Here is an 18,324-nt window from a genome sequence, read left to right as displayed (position 1 = left end):
ACCAATTACTTGTGAATTATCACGTAAAAATACAATTTGAATTCAATTCACAACGAATCAAAATAAAAATCAACCAAATCACTTCCGTTTTCAATATCAATTTTCTCTAACAAATTACTACAAGAAATTTTAAAGCCTTTTTTATTTAAAAGTTCTGTGGTTTCTGCCCATTTTTGATATTCTGTTTTATCAGGATAAGCAATAATTGCATAGTCTTTTATGGGGTGTAACATCTCTTGTTTAAAACCTGTTTTGCTTCCTGTAGCCAACCATAAAAAATTAGGCATTACAATACTCATTATAATTGCAGTTTTTTCTGATTCAACAATACAAATTGTATCACCTTTTGTAATACTAATCAAGTTGTGTAAACCAAATAAACATTGTTGTAATACAAAGTTGTTTAATTTTAGTTGTTTATGCATCCAACTAACATGATTAAAAGGTTTTTTAACCCTTTTTCCTGTATCACAATTGTATAACATAATCTTGCCACCATGTATTACATTTTTAGCATCTATTTGCCAAAATATTGTGGCATTATGCCAATAGTTTGTAGTGTCAATGTGATACAAATTAATAGCTTGTAGTACATTTTGTGTTTCAAAATGCCTTAATAAATAAGTTATAAAGTTACTTGGTTGTTTTGTATTACAAAATTCTTGCAAAACGATAGTATTATGATACGTTGGTTGTATTACTTCTGTGATACAATTTTCAATATTTGTAATACAATTAGATGTAGGTTTTTTAAAGTAACCACATTTACTTTCTCTATCACATCTTCCATCAGTAGGATTTAAATATTGATTAGTTTCATTGTTAATAAATTTTACAAATGTTTTCTTATTGCAATTAGGGCAGATAAACTTTCTGCTAGAACTATCTAAACTGTACTTATATATGTGGTTCATTTTATTAAATTCGTACCATTCGTACTTATTTTTAGGTACGAATGGTACGATTATGTTTTTTTAATTTTCCGAATATGATTTTCTAATAAATAACGTAATCCATCTTCTTTTGTGAAATCTGGTAACTCATATTTCTTTTTCAGTTTTATTTCACTTTTCTTTATATCGCATCTTAACATATTAGATAGCTTGATAAACTCTTCTTTAGAAAGAGCTTTGGCTATTGTGTATATGTCTGAAGCAACCATCTATCTTAGATATTTAGTTTTTTTCTTCTTTTTCTAATTGCTCCCTCAGACAATCCTAACCTATCCGCAATCTTAACATTTGATAATCCCTCAGAAACTAAAAAACTTATTTGCTCATTTCTTTCCTCTGAACTAGAAGAATCATAAGTTTTTAGATGTGTTTTTTCTGAATCAAAATCTTCAAAGTGAAATTCTAGAAAGTTCGTTTCCTTATCAAGACTACAAACAATTACATTTTCTGAATGATATAAATGTTCTGTATTTCGCTGTTTTATTTGTTTGATATATCTAAATGAAGCTTCTTGAGAACTACTGCCAATTGCAAAGCAGCTATCACAAAAATTCATGAGCATTTTACTTCCAGCTAAATCATTTTTGGTAATTAGTTTAGAATCATCTCTTTTAGGAGTGTGAGCTAAAACAAGAATTGAAACATTATTTGTTTTAGATGTTTTTTTAAGAGTTTTCATTAAAACTAAAGCATCCTTTGCTTTTTCATTTTCACTACTTAAAAAGGTAAGATTATCTACAATTACAACAGATGCTTTTGTTTCAATTATAATATTTGACAAAGTTGCACATAAGTATTCTTCAATGTTCTTAAATTCCTTGGGCAATTCTAATTCAGTATGTAATTCTGCTCTTAGAAAATTTTCATTAAATTGATAATGATTTTCATAATCTTCAGAACAGCGATTTTCAAATTGTTTATCAGACAATTCAAAATCTAAATAGAGTACTTTTTTAGGGGAACTTTCAAGTTTAAAACCAGGAATTGGTCTTCCTTTACTGATGCTATCTGCAATTTGAACAGCTAAAATAGATTTACCTAAATTAGTATCCGAAAATAAAATACAAACCTCATTTTCATACCATAACTCACTAAAAAGCATATTGGGTATGGGTCTGTTTTTAGCTTCTTCTACCCAAATATTTGCTTCCTTAATGATTAAACAACCAAACTCAAAACTTTTGTTTTTAAGTTTTTTTTGATGGATGCTTATGTCCTTGCTTATTATATCGATTTTATTTTCTGTCATAAAATATCGATTTATTGATTGTAATTATAATCCGCAGGAACTTCTAGAAATACTTCATGCAGCACTCTAGGTTTACAATTGATTTCCTCTTCATCCTCATAATAATTCTCGATGAAGTCTGTAATAATTTCTCTGACTAAACTGGAAACTTTAATTTCTTTTTCTTCTGCAATAAATTGAAGTTCTACTTTTAACTCCTCTGAAATTCGAAAATTGATGGTTTTTTCCATGGTACTTTTTATTTAAATATTTATTTAGAATAAATACTTGTTAAAAAGTAAGGTGATTTTACATCAAAAGATAACTGCCTAATTAACAAGAATTAACTAGGTGCAATTTCGTAATACAAAGAAATTTTTACAAGGGAAGAAAAAGGGGGAATGTGTGGGAAATGTGTGGGAAATTTAAAATTTTAAGGGAAATGGGAAAAAAGAGCTGCTAATTTGTGAAAATTTCCCATTCTTTTTTCAATTCTTGAATCCTTCGATCGTGATTATTTCCTTCGGAACCATTCAAACTTACTTCACCAAATTTGAAATTGAAATAATGGTTGATAATTTCTCCAAAGATTTTTCCAGAAGGTGTTGTTATATTTAAAATATTACTAAAAAAATCAAAAAGGCTTACAATAAATGCTCTGTTTACTTTTTCTTTTGTAATAATTTGGTGTTCTATAAATTCAACTTGCTTTAATGAGTGAAATTCGTTAGAGTGTTCTTTAAAAATAAGTTCTGATTTTGGTTTTGGTGTAAAAACATCATCTTCCTCAAACTTAAATTTTTTATTTAAATCGATCAATATTGATAACTTATTTTCAAATTCAAATATTTCAAGTAAATAGGGATGAGTGTCAATTAGTTCTCTTGTGAAATAATCATTATTACCATATAAATAGTTGGTTAAAATTATTTCTTCACCTTTTAATTTTTCAATTAAACTACATTGAACTTTTTTTAATGTAACAAATCTTTTTTCTGCTCCAGTCTCATTGTTTAAGTTTTTTCCTAGTCCAATTTGTTCTTCTTTACAAATCTCAAAAAAAAGTTTGTCAAACTTTCTGAAAGCCTCTTTTCGTTTTTTCTTTTTTGTATATCCATAAGTTTTAATATCGAAACTTCTAGTATACATTATTATATTTACTTCTATCAATCCACTAAAAAAGCTTTTAAGATATATAAAAATATTATCCAAAAGTTCTTCGCTGTATTTATACTTAATATCGCTTAACATTCCTCTTACTGTTGTTTCTAATTGTCCTTTTTCATTAGTTAATTTATCCTCTTTTTTTTTGTTGTCTAAAGTTCTATAAGCTGTTATCAGGTGCTTTTCAAGAAAAAAATTTAGTATTTGGTCTTCATCTAAGGGGTTATACATGTCTTCTGTTAGTATACCAAAATATTTATAGTTCATCATTTCAATAATTTTGAGTAATCTTCAGGAAGCACCGCATCAATATCACGCAGATACAATTCTAGTGCATCCATTGTTGCATGACCTGTAATTAATTTTAATTTACTTTTTACTTCAAAAGGAGTTGCTGTTTTTGCCATTTCTTTATACAACTTTGTAATAAAAGTATGTCTAAAGCTATACAATCCGTAATCTTTCCCTAATTCAAAATGATCTTTTACTTTTTTAAACTGTTTTGTAAAATAATCTCTTTTATTATTCTCTTTTGTATCCCATTGACCACCAATTTCATTGGGAGTAAATAGAAAATCGTTTTTATTTAAATTAGATAGATCAGGTAGTTGTTTAATTAATATATCAGGAATGATTTTAATTTTTACAGGTTTGTTTTTGGCTCTCACATATATCTTTTTATCTATTAAGTCGATATCACCAATTTTTAGTCTACAAACTTCAACAGGTCTAAGGAAATTATAGGATATAAATTGAACAAAAAGATACAATACAGCATCATGTTTTTCTAAATATTTAAAAATATCTTTCTGCTCAGTTGTAGTATATGTTTTATTCCTTTCTGGTACAGATTTTAAAACATTTATTTTCTTAACAAAATTATTTTCAATGATTTCATTGTCTTCTAAAGTTTGAAATAATGAACTGATGTCTGTACGTGTATTATTTCTATTTCTTGGGCTTGTAGACTGTAATACAGTATTTAAATATTGTATTATAAGTTTCTTATTTAGAATTGAAATGTCTTTTTTTAAATCATAGCCTTCTTTATCAAGCCATTTCTTAAATCGATTAATTCTACTTTTAAAATTTTGATAAGAAACCCCATTTAAAACTTTTGATTTAGTATTAAGAGCTAGGTCAAAAGATTTTTGGATAGAATAGGGGATTGATACTTCTTCTATAGTATTTTCTTCAATAGGTAATGGAGTATCTTTTTGTATTGGCTTATTTTTGATTTCACTTTTTTCAGTTGAAAGAAGTTGTTCAATAAATTCGGCTAATGAGGTATTATCTTCATAAGGATTGAAACCTTTTTCTAAAATATATTCTAAACTTTCTTTTAACTGATTTAAAATATACAATCTACTTTTTTTGTCTTTGTAAAGATTTACGCCTGCTTTTATATTAGTTTGTCTTTTTAATCTTCCAGTTTTTGGATTCCTAAATGAATAATATACGTACCAACTTTTAGATAATGCAGACTTTTTTTCCTTTGCGGAAAGCTTAGACCAACGTTTAATATCAACTCCACCAGTAAAGATTTTTGGTTCAGAATAATTCAATTTCATGGGCAAATCGTGTACTCTATCGTGTACTCCTTGTAAAAGTAAGAAAAAAGAAGGCATAAAAAAAACGAATTGTGAGACACAATTCGTTGATTTCATTAGCATTAAGCTTGTAGCGAGAACGGGATTTGAACCCGTGACCTCAGGGTTATGAATCCTGCGCTCTAACCAACTGAGCTACCTCGCCATTTGTTTGAGGCTGCAAATATAATTGTTTTTTAGACATTAGCAAGAAGTGTTTTAATTTTTTTTAAATAGATTTAATACCTATATTGTAAACCAAACATTTTAATAATGAATAAAATAAAATTTGAGTTAGAAATTCCTGTTCACGCATCTCCTAACATGCTGTATCAGTACATTTCATCACCTTCTAATTTACAAGAATGGTTTGCCGATAAAGTGAATTCTAGAGGTAAAATGTTTACATTTACATGGGAAGGAGTAGAAGAAAAAGCAGAATTAATTACTAAAAAGTCTGATGATAGAATCAGATTTAAGTGGATTGAGAGTGAAGATGACGAAAGTTATTTTGAAATTAAAATTCAAGTTGATGCTTTAACTAAAGATGTTTCTTTAATTGTTACAGATTTTGCAGATGATGAAGATGAAGTAGAAGAGTCTAAACAACTTTGGGAAAATCAAATTGATGAATTAAAACATACAATTGGTGCTTAATGTTTCTATAAAATAAATTAAACTCAGCAAATTGCTGGGTTTTTTTATGTCTTATTTTTATTAAAATGTGGTAATTTTGCATCTCTAAAAATATATTGATGATTAATTTTAATAGTGAATTATTAGTTGAAGAAAAAGCAAAACTTTCTTTAGAAAATAGAGGGTTTAAATATGGTGATGCAATTTTTGAAACTATAAAAGTTAGTAATAATAGAGTCGTTTTTTGGGAAGATCATTATTTTAGATTAATGTCTTCTATGAGAATGTTGCGTATGAAAATTCCTATGGAATTTACTTTAGAATTTTTAGAACAAGAAATTTTAAAAACTGTAGCCACTCAAAATAGTGCTAATTCTTATCGAGTTAGATTAAATGTTTACAGAAAAGATGGAGGTTTATACACCCCAAAAACCAATAAAATAGATTATTTTATTGTTGCAAAAGCTAATACTTATGTAACTAAAGAGGTTTATTCAGTAGATGTTTTTAAAGACTTTTATAGTTATTCTGGCTTATTATCAACCATAAAAACAAACAATAGAATGGTAAATACTTTGGCAAGTATTTATGCCAAAGAAAATGAATTAGATAATTGTGTTTTAATCAATGAAAAAAAAGGAGTAGTAGAGGTTACCAATGCTAATATATTTGTTGTAAAAGGTAATGTTGTTAGAACACCTGCTTTATCAGAAGGTTGTATTAAAGGTGTAATAAGATCAAAAGTAATTGATATAATTGCTAAAAATAAAGAGTTTACTTTAGAGGAAACAACAATTTCTCCATTCGAAATTCAAAAAGCAGATGAAGTTTTTATAACAAATGCAATTATTGGTGTTCAAAAAATTACTAATTATAAAAAGAAAAAATTTACAACAATTTTTTCTGACAAAATAAGTAAAAGTTTAAACGTTTTAGAGGTAACCTCTTCTTAGTTTAAATTAATATCACTAGGTGCATTTGCCCAAATTTTGTAATTACCGCCTTTTTGAAGTATTTTATTTCTCCAAAGAGATTCTTCTTCTTTGGATAAAATGTTCTTAATATCATTTTCTGATATAAACCATGAATTTAAGTTTAATTCATTGATAAGTTGATCTTTTTCCCAGCCAGAATAACCAAGAAAAAAACGAATATCACTTTTTTCTAATCCCCCAGAATTAAGTAAAAATTTTAAGGACTCAAAATTACCTCCCCAAAATATACCTCTATCAACTTCAATACTTTCTGGTATTAAATTGGGTACTTTGTGTATAAAATATAAATTATCTTGTTCTACTGGACCACCTTGATAAATTGTAAAATTACAATCTATTTCTGGTAATAAATCATTTAGCGTATATTCTAGAGGTCTATTAAGAATAAAACCAACAGAACTTTTGTTGGTGTGTTCTGTAATTAAAATAATTGCTCTATTAAATGAACTATCATTTAAAATAGAGGGTTCTGCTATTAATAATCTTCCTTTTAGCGGTTTTAAATGGGTCATAAGTAAATGTATGTAAAATATAGGAATAAAAAAACTCTCTTAAAAAAGAGAGTTTTCTTATAACTTTAAACTGTAATGTATTAGTTTACAGCATCGCTTAAACCTGCTCCTGCTTTAAATTTTGCTACATTTTTAGCAGCAATTTGAATAGTTTTTCCAGTTTGTGGATTTCTTCCACTTCTTGCAGCTCTGTTAGAAACAGAAAAAGTTCCGAAACCAACTAATGCAACTTTATCACCACCTTTTAATGCAGCAGTAACATTATCTGTAAAAGACTCTAAAGCTGCCTTAGCTGCTACTTTAGAAATTCCTGCATCAGCAGCCATTGCATCGATTAAATCTGACTTGTTCATAATAAATAGATTTTAAATTAATTGAATATTATATTTGTGCTTTAAAAGCTTAACAAATATAGATGGATTAAGGGTTTACGCAAGTTTGACAACGGAAAAAGTGTTGTTTTGTTAATAAATAGTGCTAAATTGTTAATAAAGGAAGCTTGTAATTTTAAAAACCCTAAAAACCTTGTCAATAAAGGGTTAAAGCATTTTTGCTTCTTTAGAAAATGTAAATCCATTTAAAAGACTTTTTGTATCCATTTTCTTTTTGCCAGAAAGCTTAATTTCATCAATAATTAAGAATCCATTTTTAACAGCTACTTTCATTTCTTTTTTAGTAGTAATTATTTTTCCTACCTTATATTGATGGTCGTAAGTTTCTTTTTTTATAGTATAAATTTTTGCTGATATTTCTTCATCCTCATTTTTTATAATTGTCCAAGCAGTAGGAAAAGGATTTAAACCTCTTATTTTATTGTAAATATTTTCTAAAGATTCTGTCCAATCTACTTTTGTGTTTTCTGGATTTAATTTTGGCGCAGATTTCTCTTCTAATTCTGGTTGTTTTTTGGTTGTAACATTTCCATCAGAAATTAAATCAATAGTTTTTGCAACTAAATCTGCTCCTAAAAACATTAATTTATCGTGTAAAGTACCAACAGTTTCATTCTCTGAAATGTCAATTTCTTCTTGTAAAATAATTTCTCCAGTGTCAATTTTATCATCAATAAAAAAGGTAGTTACACCTGTTTTTGTTTCGCCATTTATAATTGCCCAATGAATTGGTGCTGCTCCTCTATATTGTGGTAATAATGATGCGTGAAGATTAAAGGTGCCTAATTTTGGCATTTTCCAAACTGCTTCTGGTAACATTCTAAAGGCAACTACAATTTGTAAATGGGCATTTAAGGCTTTTAATTCTTGAAGAAAATCTTCGTTTTTTAAATTTTTTGGCTGTAAAATATTTAAATTCTTAGACAACGCATATTTTTTTACGTCAGATTCGTTTAGTTTTCTGCCTCTTCCAGCAGGTTTATCTGGCGCAGTAATTACACCAACTACGTTATAATTGTTGTCTACTAAATGCTTTAAAATGGTAACAGCAAAATCTGGAGTTCCCATAAAAACGATACGTACATCTTTCATAATTTTTATTTTAGTTGGTATTTATTTTGATGATTAATTTGTATTTTATCTTCGGATAAAAGCTGGCGCAAATGTATTAAAATGTCTTTTTCATTTGCCTTTAAATGTTGATTTATTTCTTGTGATGTTAAACCATTTTTCTGATTTAAAACAGCTAAAATTTCTGAAGAAATATCAACTTTTTTAGTTCTTTTTTTTGACAAACAAACATCACAAATGCCACAATCTTTTGTTGATTTTTCATCAAAATAATCTAAAATTTGTGTGTTTCTACACGTGTTATTATTATCAATATAAGCTAAAAAATCTTCTGACTTTTTTTCTTTTTGTTTTAAAAATTGATTGATTACTCTCGAGAATCTGTTGATAGTTAAATCATCTTCTCTAGGAACTAAAAAACGAATTTCTGTATCTGTTTTTACACTCTTGTAAGTAAGTATGTTTTCCTTTTCTAATTGCTCTAAATTGGCAATTACTTGTCTAGAAGTAATATTGTTTTTCTTAGCAAGTAGAAATTCGTCTACTTTAACCTCTTGTTCAAATAATCCACTGTAAGTTCTTAGTATTGAGTTTACAAAGTCCTTAATATAGATATTTCTTATAGTGTGTAAAATGATATTTTTACTACTAGAATTGAAAATAATTGTAGATTTTTGATTGTATGTATTTGTAAGTTCTATAATGCCATTATTAGATAAAATCTTTAAAATAGCATCTGTTTTAACAGCTGTAAAATTATACATTCTAGCGAATTCTAAAAGGTTAAAACTATAAAATTTATCAATTATTTCTCCCTTTGCAATTCTAAAATATTGGTATAATTGTCTGTGAACTTCTTTTACTTCTGCTATGCTTGGTAATGCTTTTTTTAGTTGTTTTTTATAAATTGAAATATCGTTTTCATTTTTAAATAAAACAGCAAAAGATTTGTTTCCATTTCTTCCTGCTCGTCCAGCTTCTTGAATGTAATTTTCGATGCTAAAAGGCAAATCAAAATGAACTACAATTCCAACATTTGGTTTGTCAATTCCCATTCCAAATGCATTTGTAGAAACCATGATTGGTGTTTTTTCTGTCATCCAATTATCAAAAGAAATTTGCTTTTCCTTGGCAGATAATCCTCCGTGATAAAAACTGCTTTTGTAATTTTTAGCGTTTAAAAAATTACTAATTTCTTCAGTTCTTTTTCTAGAAGTAACATAAATAATTGCGGGCTTTTTAGTTTTTGTAAAAATCTGTTCGAGCTTTAGTAATTTATCTTCGACAGTAAAAACTTGATATGCTAAATTTTCTCTCTCAAAAGATTTTCTAAAAATCTGCGGATTGTCTAATTCAAGATTTTCTGCAATATCATTTAATACAATTGTATTTGCAGTTGCTGTAAGTGCAATAAAATTTACATCAGGAATTAATTCTTTTAAGATTTTAATATTTCTGTAAGAAGGTCTAAAATCTTGTCCCCATTCAGAAATACAATGCGCTTCATCAATGGCAACAAAAGAAACATTTAATTCTTGTATTTTTTGCTGAATAAAAGTTGATTGCAACCTTTCTGGAGAAATATATAAGAACTTAAAGTTCCCAAATTTAATATTATCAAAAAGTATAATTATTTCATCTTGCGAAGAACCAGATTTTATTGTTGTGGCTTTTATGTTACGTTTCTGTAGATTTTCTACTTGATCTTGCATCAACGCAATTAAAGGGGAAATTACGATGCAAACGCCATCATTTACCAAAGCAGGAACTTGAAAACAAATCGATTTTCCTCCACCAGTTGGTAATAAAGCAATTACATCTTTTTGTTGTAAAACAGCATTTACAATCTCTTCTTGAGGTTCTCTAAAAGTAGAGAAATTCCAATATTCTTGTAGTATGGTTTTTGCAGAAATCATAATTCGCAAGCAAGCGAATTAATAATAAAGTTAGTTCTTTCATCGACAGAACCAAAAGGAACATTTATAATTTTATAATCTAATTCTGAATACGCATCAATTAGAAAAGTATCAATGTTTATAGAATCTTCAAAAGTTTCATAACGTTCATTATCCGTAGTATGGATTTCTTCCCAAGGAGAAAAATGGAAAATTAAATCGTATTTGTAATGTTTACTTTTTTCTAAGAAAATACTGGGATAATCGGTCTTAAAATAGTTCATATATGCATGAACATCAGGAATTCCTCTATCTAAAAAAATAATATTTTCCTTTCTTTTTTCTGCGGATAAATATTGTTCTTCTCTACCTTCTAATAACATTTCGCTAAACAAAAGTGGTTCTGTTAAAAAGAGCTGTTCAATTCCTTTTTCTTGAGCTTTTAAAATTACTTCTCTAGAAACTTCATCAAAACAGAAAAAACCTTTCTCTTTTAATTTATTTAAAACAGTTGATTTACCTGTTCCTGGGCCGCCAATTAAAACAATTTTTTGCTGATTTTTTTGCAAGTATTTTATCTTAGAATTATTAATTTTGATTTTTTACTCTAAATGAGAGTTTCACAAAAATAAATCATTCGCTTTATAAAACTAATTTTTAATGTAATTTTGTGGGCTGTTATTTTTAAAAAGTTTAAAAAAGAGGGTAATATGAGTAAAAATGAAGAATTTTATAGCAAATTAAAAATTCAGTTAGAAGATACAACGAGTTTTCCTGCTGAATATATGTATAAATTTATTGTGCCTTCTAACGAAAATCAATCCGAAGAAGTACAAGAATTGTTTAATAATACTGGCGCAGTTATAAAAACAAAAAAATCTAAAACAGGAAAATATCATAGTCTTTCTATCGTATTAAAAGTAGAAAGTGCCAATAAAGTTATCGAATATTACAGAAAAGTTGAGAAAATTAAAGGAATTATATCATTATAAATTTATGAGAAAGTTAGTATTATTAGTAGTTTTAAGTTGTTCAAGTATTGTTTTTTCGCAAAAGAAAAACAAAGTTTTAGTAACTATTGATGGTGAAAAAACAACAATTTCTGATTTTAAAAGAATCTATGAAAAAAATTTAGATGCAATAGATAATGAAGAAGCTAAAGATGTTACCAAAAATTTAGACCTTTTTATTAATTACAAGCTAAAAGTTAAAGAAGCTTATGATATAAAACTAGATACGTTGCCTTCTTATGTTAAAGAAATGGAAACTTACAGAAATCAGCTTTCTGTGCCTTATATGCAAGATTCTAGTTTTATAAATCAACTTGTAAAAGATGCTTATTATAGAACAAAATATGAAATAAAAGCAAAACATATTTTAATTAAAACGCCAAAAGTACCATCGCCAAAAGATACGTTAGAAGCGTATCAGAAAATTTTAAAAATTAGAAATAGAATTGTAAAAGGAGAAGATTTTGAAACTGTTGCAGTTGAAGTTTCTGATGATCCTTCTACTAGAGATGATAAAAAATCTGGAAGACCAGGAAATAAAGGAAATTTAGGATATTTTTCTGCTTTTAGAATGGTGTATCCTTTTGAAGATGCTGCTTATAACACAAAAGTAGGTAAAGTTTCAGAACCTTTTAGAACTCGTTTTGGTTATCATATTTTAAAAGTAGATTCTTTAAGAGAATCTAGAGGCGAGGTAGAGGTTGCTCATATTTTAATAAATGATACTTCTGCAAAAGGAGAAGAAATTGCAAATGAAGTGTATAAAAAACTAGAAGCAGATGAGCAATTTCCTGCTTTAGCAAGACAATATTCTAGTGATACTGGTACAAAATCTAAAGGTGGAAAATTAAGACAATTTGGTACAGGAGCAATGGTGAAACCTTTTGAAGATGCTGCTTTTAACTTGCAAAAAGAAGGTGAATATTCTAAACCATTTAAAACACGTTTTGGTTGGCATATTGTTCAATTAATTAAAAAATATCCAATTGCTTCTTTTAGTGAGCTAGAAAGTGAGTTAAAAAATAAAGTAAGATCTGGTGATAGAGCTCAATTATCGCAAAAAGCGGTAATTGATAAATTAAAGAATAAATATGAAATTGTAGAAAATGAACAAGCGAAAGCAATATTTAATAGAACTGATATAAAATCTATTTCTAAAGATTCTTTACAATCGATAATTTTATCAATCAATGATAAAGAATTTACGCAAGCTCAATTTGTAGATTTTCTTAAAAATAAAAGAAATACTCCTGTTTTTCAAATTTTCGAAGATTTTAAAGATGCAGAAATTTTGTCTTATTATAAAGATCATTTAGAAAAATCAGAACCAGAATTTGCATATACTTTACAGGAATATAAAGATGGTTTGTTGTTGTTTGAATTAATGCAACAAAAAATATGGGAAAAATCATCTAAAGACACTTTAGGTTTAAAAAGTTTTTTTGATGCTAATTTAAGTAAGTACGAACCAAAAGAATTAAATGAAATAAAAGGAGAAGTAATGAATGATTATCAGAACTTTTTAGAAAAAAATTGGATTGCAGATTTAAGAAGAAAAAGCGTTATTGAGGTTAATAAAAGACAGCTTAAAAAACTAATTAAATTTTATAAAAACAACTAATGAAACGTTTTATAATTGCATTTTTAACTATTCTTATCTTAAACTCTTGCAATTATTTTAAAATGCAAGAGAAGGAAGAAATAACGCCAGAAGTTGTAGCAATTGTAAATACAGTAAAGCTTTATAAAAAAGATTTAAACAGCATTTTACCAGAAGATATTAGTAAAGAAGATAGTATTATTTTAGTAAGAAGTTTTATTAATAACTGGGCATTAAAACAAATATTACTTCAAAAAGCAGAAAGTAATAACTCTTTAGAAGAAGAAAATGAAATTGCTGCGCTTGTAAAAGATTATAGAGAAAGTTTGTTAATTAATAATTATAAAGAAATACTTATTAAACAACAATTAGATACTGTAATAAAAGATATAGAAATTGCAGAATTTTATTCTAAAAGTAAAGAAAATTTTAAATTGAATGAAGAGTTAGTAAAAATTAAATTTCTTCATTTTGATAAAAAAGTAATAAATAAAAAAGAGCTTATAAAACTCTTTAAATCAGAAAAAATAGAAGATTTAGAAGCGTTAGAAAAGCAACAATTAAGTTTTAAACATTTTCAGTTTAACGATTCTGTTTGGACGCAATTAGATAAGGTTTTGTTAAAACTGCCTTTTTCTAAGGATAATATGTTAAAAAAATCAAAATTACTTCAAAAACAAGATTCATTAGGTTTATATTTGGTGGCTATAAAGGACGTTTTAGTTAGAAATGATACAGCTCCGTTAAGCTATATTAAGCCTACTATTAAACAAATGATTTTACACCAACGTAAAATTGAATTAATTAGAGATATAGAAAAAATATTAGTACAAGATGCAACAAAAAACAACAATTTTAAAGTATACTAAGTTACCCATTTTAATATTCATTTTTGGGTTGATAAGTACATCAACATTTGCTCAAAAATTAAAAATAGATGGAGTTGCTGTAGTTATAGGTAAAAACATTGTTTTAGATTCTGATATAGAAAAATTTAAGCAAGAAGTAGAAGTTAGATCAGAAGGTAAAATTACCATTTCAGATTGTGAAATGTTAGAAGAATTAATGCAGCAAAAATTATTAGCACATCATGCAATTATAGATAGTGTTCTTGTCTCTGATGCAGAAATAAATAGTAGAGTAGAGCGAAGTGTACAGTATTTTACCCAACAATATGGTAGTGAAGATAAAGTTATTGCTGCTTATGGCTTTAATGATTTAGACGATTTAAAAAAGGAATTATTTACCGTTCAAAAAGAGAATCTTTTAATTGAAAAAGAACAGGAAAAAATTACCGAGAAAATAGATGTAACTCCAGAAGAAGTACGTTTATATTTTAATGGTTTAAAAACAAGTAATGAGTTGCCAGAGTTTCCAGCAGAAATAGAATTGGCGCAAATTGTTTTGTATGCAGCACCAACTAAAGAAGAAGAAGATAGAATTGTTGCACAATTAGAAGAAATAAAAAAGGAAATTGAAGAAGGCGCTAGTTTTAAAATGAAAGCTATTATTAATTCTGATGATCCAGGAGTTACGCAAAATGGAGGTAGATATGAAGTAACGAAAGAATCTCAATTTATAAAAGAGTTTAAAGAAATGGCTTTTAGTTTAGATGTAGGTCAAGTTTCTAAGCCATTTAAATCAGATTTTGGATATCATTTAATGCAATTACATGAAGTTAGAGGAAATATGAGAGTTGCATCTCATATCTTGATTCAGCCAGATATTCCAGAAAGTAGATTAAAAGATACAAAAGAAAGAGCAGAAAAATTAGCAACAGATATTAAAGAAGGAAAACTTTCTTTTGAAGAAGCGGTTAAAAAGTACTCTGAAGATAAAGAAACTAAAAATAATGGAGGAACAATTGTAAATCCTTATACTGGTGAAACGAAGTTTGATTTAACAAGAATGGATCCAGATTTGTATGCAAGAGTTGCAGAATTAAAAAAAGGAGAACTTTCTGATGTGTTTTTTGATCAAAATAGAAATGGCGAGAAAATGTTTAAATTCATAATAATGAAAGACAGAACAAATACTCACGTTGCAGATTTGGTAGAAGATTATGTTAAGATTCAAGATTTAGCTTTAAGAAAAAAGAAAGAAGAGACTATTACAAAATGGTCTAAAGAAAAAATAAAAGATACATATATTAAAATGTCAGATACACATCGTAAATGTACTTTTGAAAAAAATTGGAAAAAAGAAATTGCTAAATAATGTCTGATTTAAAAGCTGTAGATGAATTAGTAGTTCATTATAATTCGTTAAAATCTGAAATTGGTAAAGTAATAATTGGTCAACAAGAAGCTGTAAAGTTTACACTTTTGTCGATTTTTTGTGGTGGGCATTCGCTATTAATTGGTGTGCCAGGTTTAGCAAAAACGTTACTGGTAAATACAATTTCTAATGCTTTAGGATTAGATTTTAAACGCATACAGTTTACACCAGATTTAATGCCTTCGGATATTTTAGGAAGCGAGATTTTAGATGAAAACAGACATTTTAAGTTTATAAAAGGACCTATTTTTTCTAATATTATTTTAGCAGATGAAATAAACAGAACTCCGCCAAAAACGCAAGCAGCTTTGTTAGAAGCAATGCAAGAACGTTCTGTAACCGTTTCTGGAAATCATTATAAATTAGAGTTACCATTTTTTGTGTTAGCAACTCAAAATCCTATTGAGCAAGAAGGAACGTATCCTTTACCAGAAGCGCAATTAGATCGTTTTATGTTTTCTATTAATTTAGAATATCCAACATTTAAAGAAGAAGTTGCCGTTGTAAAAAGTACAACTAGCAATATTGAGTATAACGTTAAAGCATTATTTTCTAGTAACGATATTATTGCCATTCAAAAACTGATTAGAAAAATTCCTGTTACAGACAATGTAATAGAATATGCTGTTTCTTTGGTTGGTAAAACAAGACCAAAATCTAAAGAAGCTACAGAAATGGTAAAAAGCTATTTAGATTGGGGAGCAGGACCAAGAGCATCGCAAAACTTAATTTTGGCGGCAAAAGCACATGCTGTAATAAATGGTAAATATTCGCCAGATATAGAAGATGTTAGAGCTGTTGCTATTCCTATTTTATCGCATAGAATTGTAAAAAACTACAAAGCAGATGCAGAAGGAATATCAATTGCAGATATTATTAATTCTTTGCTTTAATCTTCAGTTTCTTCTTCTGTAGCATTTTCAAAAAAACTAAAAACATTTCCTCCATAACGTTTATCGTAACTATGTTTTTCATGAGTTGATAAATCTGTATGTTTAGAATGTTCAACAATTAAAACTCCATCATCATTCAACATATTTTTAGCAAAAACAGTTTCAACAATTTCTAAAAATTTTTCTGTATCAAAGTCGTAAGGCGGATCCGCAAAAATAATATCTGCTTGTAAAGGTGTTTTTTCTAAAAATTTATACACATCACTTTTGTAAGCAATAATATCTAATTCTAGTTCTTTAGATGTGCTGTTAATGTATTTTATACAATTAAAGTTAGCATCAACAGCATAAATAGTTTTTGTACCTCTAGAAGCAAATTCGTAACTAATATTTCCTGTTCCAGAAAACAAGTCTATAACCGTTATACTATCAAAATAATATTGATTATTTATGATGTTAAATAAGGCTTCTTTTGCCATATCTGTTGTTGGACGAACAGGTAGGTTTTTAGGTGCTTTTAAACGTCTTGCTTTTAGTTTTCCTGATATTATTCTCATTAGTTTAATAAGATGAAGTTAGAGTGATTTGAAGCTTCTAAATCTTCGAAAATGGAATTTTTACTTTCTAGGAAAAAGATATTTTTAATGTATTTATACACAATTTTATAAATCTCTGATGTAGTTTCTATTTCCCCCATAAAATACAATTTAAATTCTTCTGTATTTAGTTGAAGTTGTTCTGCCGTAAATAAAATATAATAGATAAAATCTTCTTTTGAAGAATATAAAAAAGAATTTGAAAAAAGAATTTTTTTATTTTCTAAAACAATAATATCAAATGAGTTTTTATACACATTAATAAACATTGTTTTATCGCTAGAGTTTTCAATTTTTAAAAGTTTTTCTATTAAAATTGTAAGATGATGTTTGTATTCAAACTCACCAAAATTTTGAAACAAATAATTGTTAATGTTTATATAAGGAATGTAAACGTTCTTTACATCAATAGCTGTTATTTCATCAAAAGCAATAAAATCTGTTTTTAATGTTTTAATATTAAAATTAAGATACGAAGCTAAATTATTTTCATCAAAATATTTAGAAGGTACAAGTGTTGCTAAATTATTCTGATGAATTACTGTTACCGAAGAATATTCAAGTTGTAAAATTGAATTTTCCTTAAAAATAGATTCAATTTTTTCAAGTAATTCTTCTGGAGAATTTAAGGATTCTTCAAATTGATATGCTGTAAAATAGATTTTTTCTTTTGTATTAGTATCTATAACACAAAAAGAAAATCCATCCAAACTAAATTGGATGGATAATTCTATATCTTTTGTTTTCTTTAAAGAAATTTTACTATTCTTCTTTATCACCGTCTTTTTTATCATAAGAAGGAGGCCAGTTTCCACCAGTGGTAACTTCATCCAAAGAACCAACAGAAACAAATTCACCTTTTATTTGGTCATTTTCTACAGCTTCTAATTCTTGTTTAACTAACGATTCATTAAGACCTGCTAAAATACCTTCTTTAGGAGTTCTTGCTCTAAAAGTTGGTACCACTAAACCTGGTACTTTTTCAACTGATCCTATTTCAATTTCAAATTCTGTACCTTCTACACCAGGAACTTTAAACATGTTCTTGTAGTTTCTACCTTTAAAGTATTTTAAAACAGGTTCGTAACCAATTGTATCTGTAACTCTTCTTTCTTCATCGATAATAATACCACCACCTTTATTAATTTTCTCTACAATAGTTTTAGTTTCTGTAAGTGCTAATTGTGCTGTATCAATAAATTTAATTAAACCAGCTTTGTCTTTAGTATATTTAGCGTTAACTTCATAATACTTAACTTCAGCATCTCTAATAATTTTTAAGTTATCTACAACAACAGAGAATTTTTCAACTTTGTCTTCATTAAAATTAATAGGTTCCATAATTCCATCATAAATTTTAATTCCTAAATATACTGCCAAAATCATCAGCAAAATAGAAGGAATCCATCTTAATTTTAATGGTAAATATTTAACTACAATAAAGGCAACAGCAACAGCAGCTACTAGAGCTCCTATAATCATTAGTAATAAATTCATTTTTAATTGTTTTTTT

The 18,324-nt window shown here is 27.3% G+C and carries 21 protein-coding genes and 1 tRNA gene; 7 read left to right on the top strand and 15 right to left on the bottom strand.

Annotation, left to right across the window (positions count from 1 at the left end; genetic code table 11):
- Positions 1-47: 47 nt before the first annotated feature.
- The 7 genes from BLT70_RS09525 to BLT70_RS09495 form a co-directional block, all read right to left on the bottom strand.
- A complete protein-coding gene (locus BLT70_RS09525; RefSeq protein ID WP_091893873.1) occupies positions 48-914 on the bottom strand; it encodes a DUF6371 domain-containing protein in 867 nt (288 codons plus the stop codon).
- 50 nt (positions 915-964) lie between these two features.
- Positions 965-1,162, bottom strand: coding sequence for a hypothetical protein (locus tag BLT70_RS09520; RefSeq protein WP_091893871.1), 198 nt, complete (start codon positions 1,160-1,162; stop codon positions 965-967).
- A gap of 5 nt (positions 1,163-1,167) precedes the next feature.
- Complete coding sequence (locus tag BLT70_RS09515) at positions 1,168-2,202, bottom strand: AAA family ATPase (protein WP_091893869.1); 1,035 nt, start codon at positions 2,200-2,202, stop codon at positions 1,168-1,170.
- An 11-nt stretch (positions 2,203-2,213) separates the two neighbouring features.
- Positions 2,214-2,432, bottom strand: a complete 219-nt coding sequence (locus BLT70_RS09510) for a hypothetical protein (protein WP_091893867.1) — start codon at positions 2,430-2,432, stop codon at positions 2,214-2,216.
- A gap of 208 nt (positions 2,433-2,640) precedes the next feature.
- Positions 2,641-3,615, bottom strand: coding sequence for a hypothetical protein (locus BLT70_RS09505; RefSeq protein WP_157691868.1), 975 nt, complete (start codon positions 3,613-3,615; stop codon positions 2,641-2,643).
- Positions 3,612-5,012: a site-specific integrase gene (locus BLT70_RS09500; protein ID WP_157691867.1), complete on the bottom strand. Its 1,401-nt coding sequence runs from the start codon at positions 5,010-5,012 to the stop codon at positions 3,612-3,614. Before BLT70_RS09500 ends, BLT70_RS09505 begins: the two co-directional genes overlap by 4 nt.
- 14 nt (positions 5,013-5,026) lie before the next feature.
- Positions 5,027-5,100: transfer RNA gene (locus BLT70_RS09495), tRNA-Met, on the bottom strand.
- A gap of 107 nt (positions 5,101-5,207) precedes the next feature.
- Here BLT70_RS09495 and BLT70_RS09490 point away from each other — a divergent pair.
- The gene (locus BLT70_RS09490) at positions 5,208-5,591 is read left to right on the top strand and encodes an START-like domain-containing protein (RefSeq protein WP_091893861.1); all 384 of its coding nucleotides are present in this window, start codon (positions 5,208-5,210) and stop codon (positions 5,589-5,591) included.
- A gap of 98 nt (positions 5,592-5,689) precedes the next feature.
- A complete protein-coding gene (locus tag BLT70_RS09485; RefSeq protein WP_091893859.1) occupies positions 5,690-6,523 on the top strand; it encodes an aminotransferase class IV in 834 nt (277 codons plus the stop codon).
- Here BLT70_RS09485 and BLT70_RS09480 read toward each other — a convergent pair.
- The 5 genes from BLT70_RS09480 to BLT70_RS09460 form a co-directional block, all read right to left on the bottom strand.
- Positions 6,520-7,077, bottom strand: a complete 558-nt coding sequence (locus BLT70_RS09480) for a YqgE/AlgH family protein (protein WP_091893857.1) — start codon at positions 7,075-7,077, stop codon at positions 6,520-6,522. The two genes, BLT70_RS09485 and BLT70_RS09480, sit on opposite strands and share 4 nt — an antisense overlap.
- A gap of 80 nt (positions 7,078-7,157) precedes the next feature.
- On the bottom strand, positions 7,158-7,430 hold the full coding sequence (locus tag BLT70_RS09475) for an HU family DNA-binding protein (RefSeq protein ID WP_091893855.1): 273 nt from the start codon (positions 7,428-7,430) through the stop codon (positions 7,158-7,160).
- 186 nt (positions 7,431-7,616) lie between these two features.
- Positions 7,617-8,561 (bottom strand): methionyl-tRNA formyltransferase, encoded by a 945-nt coding sequence (gene fmt / locus BLT70_RS09470; protein ID WP_172824408.1) that lies wholly within the window; start codon positions 8,559-8,561, stop codon positions 7,617-7,619.
- 5 nt (positions 8,562-8,566) lie between these two features.
- A complete protein-coding gene (locus BLT70_RS09465) occupies positions 8,567-10,456 on the bottom strand; it encodes an ATP-dependent DNA helicase RecQ (protein WP_172824407.1) in 1,890 nt (629 codons plus the stop codon).
- On the bottom strand, positions 10,453-11,004 hold the full coding sequence (locus tag BLT70_RS09460; RefSeq protein WP_091893853.1) for an AAA family ATPase: 552 nt from the start codon (positions 11,002-11,004) through the stop codon (positions 10,453-10,455). Before BLT70_RS09460 ends, BLT70_RS09465 begins: the two co-directional genes overlap by 4 nt.
- Before the next feature lie 141 nt (positions 11,005-11,145).
- Between BLT70_RS09460 and BLT70_RS09455 the strand changes: the two genes are divergently transcribed.
- Genes BLT70_RS09455 through BLT70_RS09435 form a run of 5 tightly spaced genes read left to right on the top strand, consistent with a single transcriptional unit; the run spans position 11,146 to position 16,215 of the window.
- Positions 11,146-11,427: a DUF493 family protein gene (locus BLT70_RS09455; RefSeq protein ID WP_091897576.1), complete on the top strand. Its 282-nt coding sequence runs from the start codon at positions 11,146-11,148 to the stop codon at positions 11,425-11,427.
- Positions 11,428-11,431: 4 nt separating this feature from the next.
- Complete coding sequence (locus BLT70_RS09450; protein ID WP_091897573.1) at positions 11,432-13,066, top strand: peptidylprolyl isomerase; 1,635 nt, start codon at positions 11,432-11,434, stop codon at positions 13,064-13,066.
- A complete protein-coding gene (locus BLT70_RS09445) occupies positions 13,066-13,914 on the top strand; it encodes a hypothetical protein (RefSeq protein WP_091893851.1) in 849 nt (282 codons plus the stop codon). The genes BLT70_RS09450 and BLT70_RS09445 overlap by 1 nt, the downstream gene beginning before the upstream one ends.
- Positions 13,880-15,262 carry a peptidylprolyl isomerase gene (locus BLT70_RS09440; protein ID WP_091893849.1) on the top strand — a complete coding sequence of 461 codons (1,383 nt, stop codon included), beginning with the start codon at positions 13,880-13,882 and terminating at the stop codon, positions 15,260-15,262. Before BLT70_RS09445 ends, BLT70_RS09440 begins: the two co-directional genes overlap by 35 nt.
- Positions 15,262-16,215, top strand: coding sequence for a MoxR family ATPase (locus BLT70_RS09435; RefSeq protein WP_091893847.1), 954 nt, complete (start codon positions 15,262-15,264; stop codon positions 16,213-16,215). Before BLT70_RS09440 ends, BLT70_RS09435 begins: the two co-directional genes overlap by 1 nt.
- On the opposite strand, the gene BLT70_RS09430 is transcribed toward BLT70_RS09435, so the two are convergent.
- From BLT70_RS09430 to BLT70_RS09420, 3 genes are read right to left on the bottom strand one after another with little or no spacing between them, the layout of a single operon-like run.
- Positions 16,212-16,772, bottom strand: a complete 561-nt coding sequence (locus BLT70_RS09430; protein WP_091893845.1) for an RsmD family RNA methyltransferase — start codon at positions 16,770-16,772, stop codon at positions 16,212-16,214. The genes BLT70_RS09435 and BLT70_RS09430 overlap by 4 nt on opposite strands.
- Positions 16,772-17,605, bottom strand: a complete 834-nt coding sequence (locus BLT70_RS09425; protein ID WP_172824406.1) for a DUF3822 family protein — start codon at positions 17,603-17,605, stop codon at positions 16,772-16,774. The genes BLT70_RS09430 and BLT70_RS09425 overlap by 1 nt, the downstream gene beginning before the upstream one ends.
- Positions 17,574-18,308, bottom strand: a complete 735-nt coding sequence (locus tag BLT70_RS09420) for a hypothetical protein (protein WP_091893843.1) — start codon at positions 18,306-18,308, stop codon at positions 17,574-17,576. Before BLT70_RS09420 ends, BLT70_RS09425 begins: the two co-directional genes overlap by 32 nt.
- Between the last annotated feature and the right edge of the window lie 16 nt (positions 18,309-18,324).

The organism is Polaribacter sp. KT25b (genome assembly GCF_900105145.1).
In the GTDB taxonomy this organism is placed as follows: Bacteria; Bacteroidota; Bacteroidia; order Flavobacteriales; family Flavobacteriaceae; genus Polaribacter.
The sequence above is the reverse complement of the archived record's forward strand: the minus strand, read 5'-3'. Positions and strand labels throughout refer to the sequence as shown.

Coding starts and splice junctions, on each gene's coding strand:
- BLT70_RS09515 (WP_091893869.1), bottom strand. CDS start 2,202: ATGACAGAAAATAAAATCGATATAATAAGCAAGGACATAAGCATCCAT.
- BLT70_RS09500 (WP_157691867.1), bottom strand. CDS start 5,012: ATGAAATCAACGAATTGTGTCTCACAATTCGTTTTTTTTATGCCTTCT.
- BLT70_RS09520 (WP_091893871.1), bottom strand. CDS start 1,162: ATGGTTGCTTCAGACATATACACAATAGCCAAAGCTCTTTCTAAAGAA.
- BLT70_RS09480 (WP_091893857.1), bottom strand. CDS start 7,077: ATGACCCATTTAAAACCGCTAAAAGGAAGATTATTAATAGCAGAACCC.
- BLT70_RS09440 (WP_091893849.1), top strand. CDS start 13,880: ATGCAACAAAAAACAACAATTTTAAAGTATACTAAGTTACCCATTTTA.
- BLT70_RS09465 (WP_172824407.1), bottom strand. CDS start 10,456: ATGATTTCTGCAAAAACCATACTACAAGAATATTGGAATTTCTCTACT.
- BLT70_RS09455 (WP_091897576.1), top strand. CDS start 11,146: ATGAGTAAAAATGAAGAATTTTATAGCAAATTAAAAATTCAGTTAGAA.
- BLT70_RS09435 (WP_091893847.1), top strand. CDS start 15,262: ATGTCTGATTTAAAAGCTGTAGATGAATTAGTAGTTCATTATAATTCG.
- BLT70_RS09510 (WP_091893867.1), bottom strand. CDS start 2,432: ATGGAAAAAACCATCAATTTTCGAATTTCAGAGGAGTTAAAAGTAGAA.
- fmt (WP_172824408.1), bottom strand. CDS start 8,561: ATGAAAGATGTACGTATCGTTTTTATGGGAACTCCAGATTTTGCTGTT.
- BLT70_RS09475 (WP_091893855.1), bottom strand. CDS start 7,430: ATGAACAAGTCAGATTTAATCGATGCAATGGCTGCTGATGCAGGAATT.
- BLT70_RS09525 (WP_091893873.1), bottom strand. CDS start 914: ATGAACCACATATATAAGTACAGTTTAGATAGTTCTAGCAGAAAGTTT.
- BLT70_RS09485 (WP_091893859.1), top strand. CDS start 5,690: ATGATTAATTTTAATAGTGAATTATTAGTTGAAGAAAAAGCAAAACTT.
- BLT70_RS09450 (WP_091897573.1), top strand. CDS start 11,432: ATGAGAAAGTTAGTATTATTAGTAGTTTTAAGTTGTTCAAGTATTGTT.
- BLT70_RS09505 (WP_157691868.1), bottom strand. CDS start 3,615: ATGATGAACTATAAATATTTTGGTATACTAACAGAAGACATGTATAAC.
- BLT70_RS09490 (WP_091893861.1), top strand. CDS start 5,208: ATGAATAAAATAAAATTTGAGTTAGAAATTCCTGTTCACGCATCTCCT.
- BLT70_RS09445 (WP_091893851.1), top strand. CDS start 13,066: ATGAAACGTTTTATAATTGCATTTTTAACTATTCTTATCTTAAACTCT.
- BLT70_RS09420 (WP_091893843.1), bottom strand. CDS start 18,308: ATGAATTTATTACTAATGATTATAGGAGCTCTAGTAGCTGCTGTTGCT.
- BLT70_RS09430 (WP_091893845.1), bottom strand. CDS start 16,772: ATGAGAATAATATCAGGAAAACTAAAAGCAAGACGTTTAAAAGCACCT.
- BLT70_RS09425 (WP_172824406.1), bottom strand. CDS start 17,605: ATGATAAAAAAGACGGTGATAAAGAAGAATAGTAAAATTTCTTTAAAG.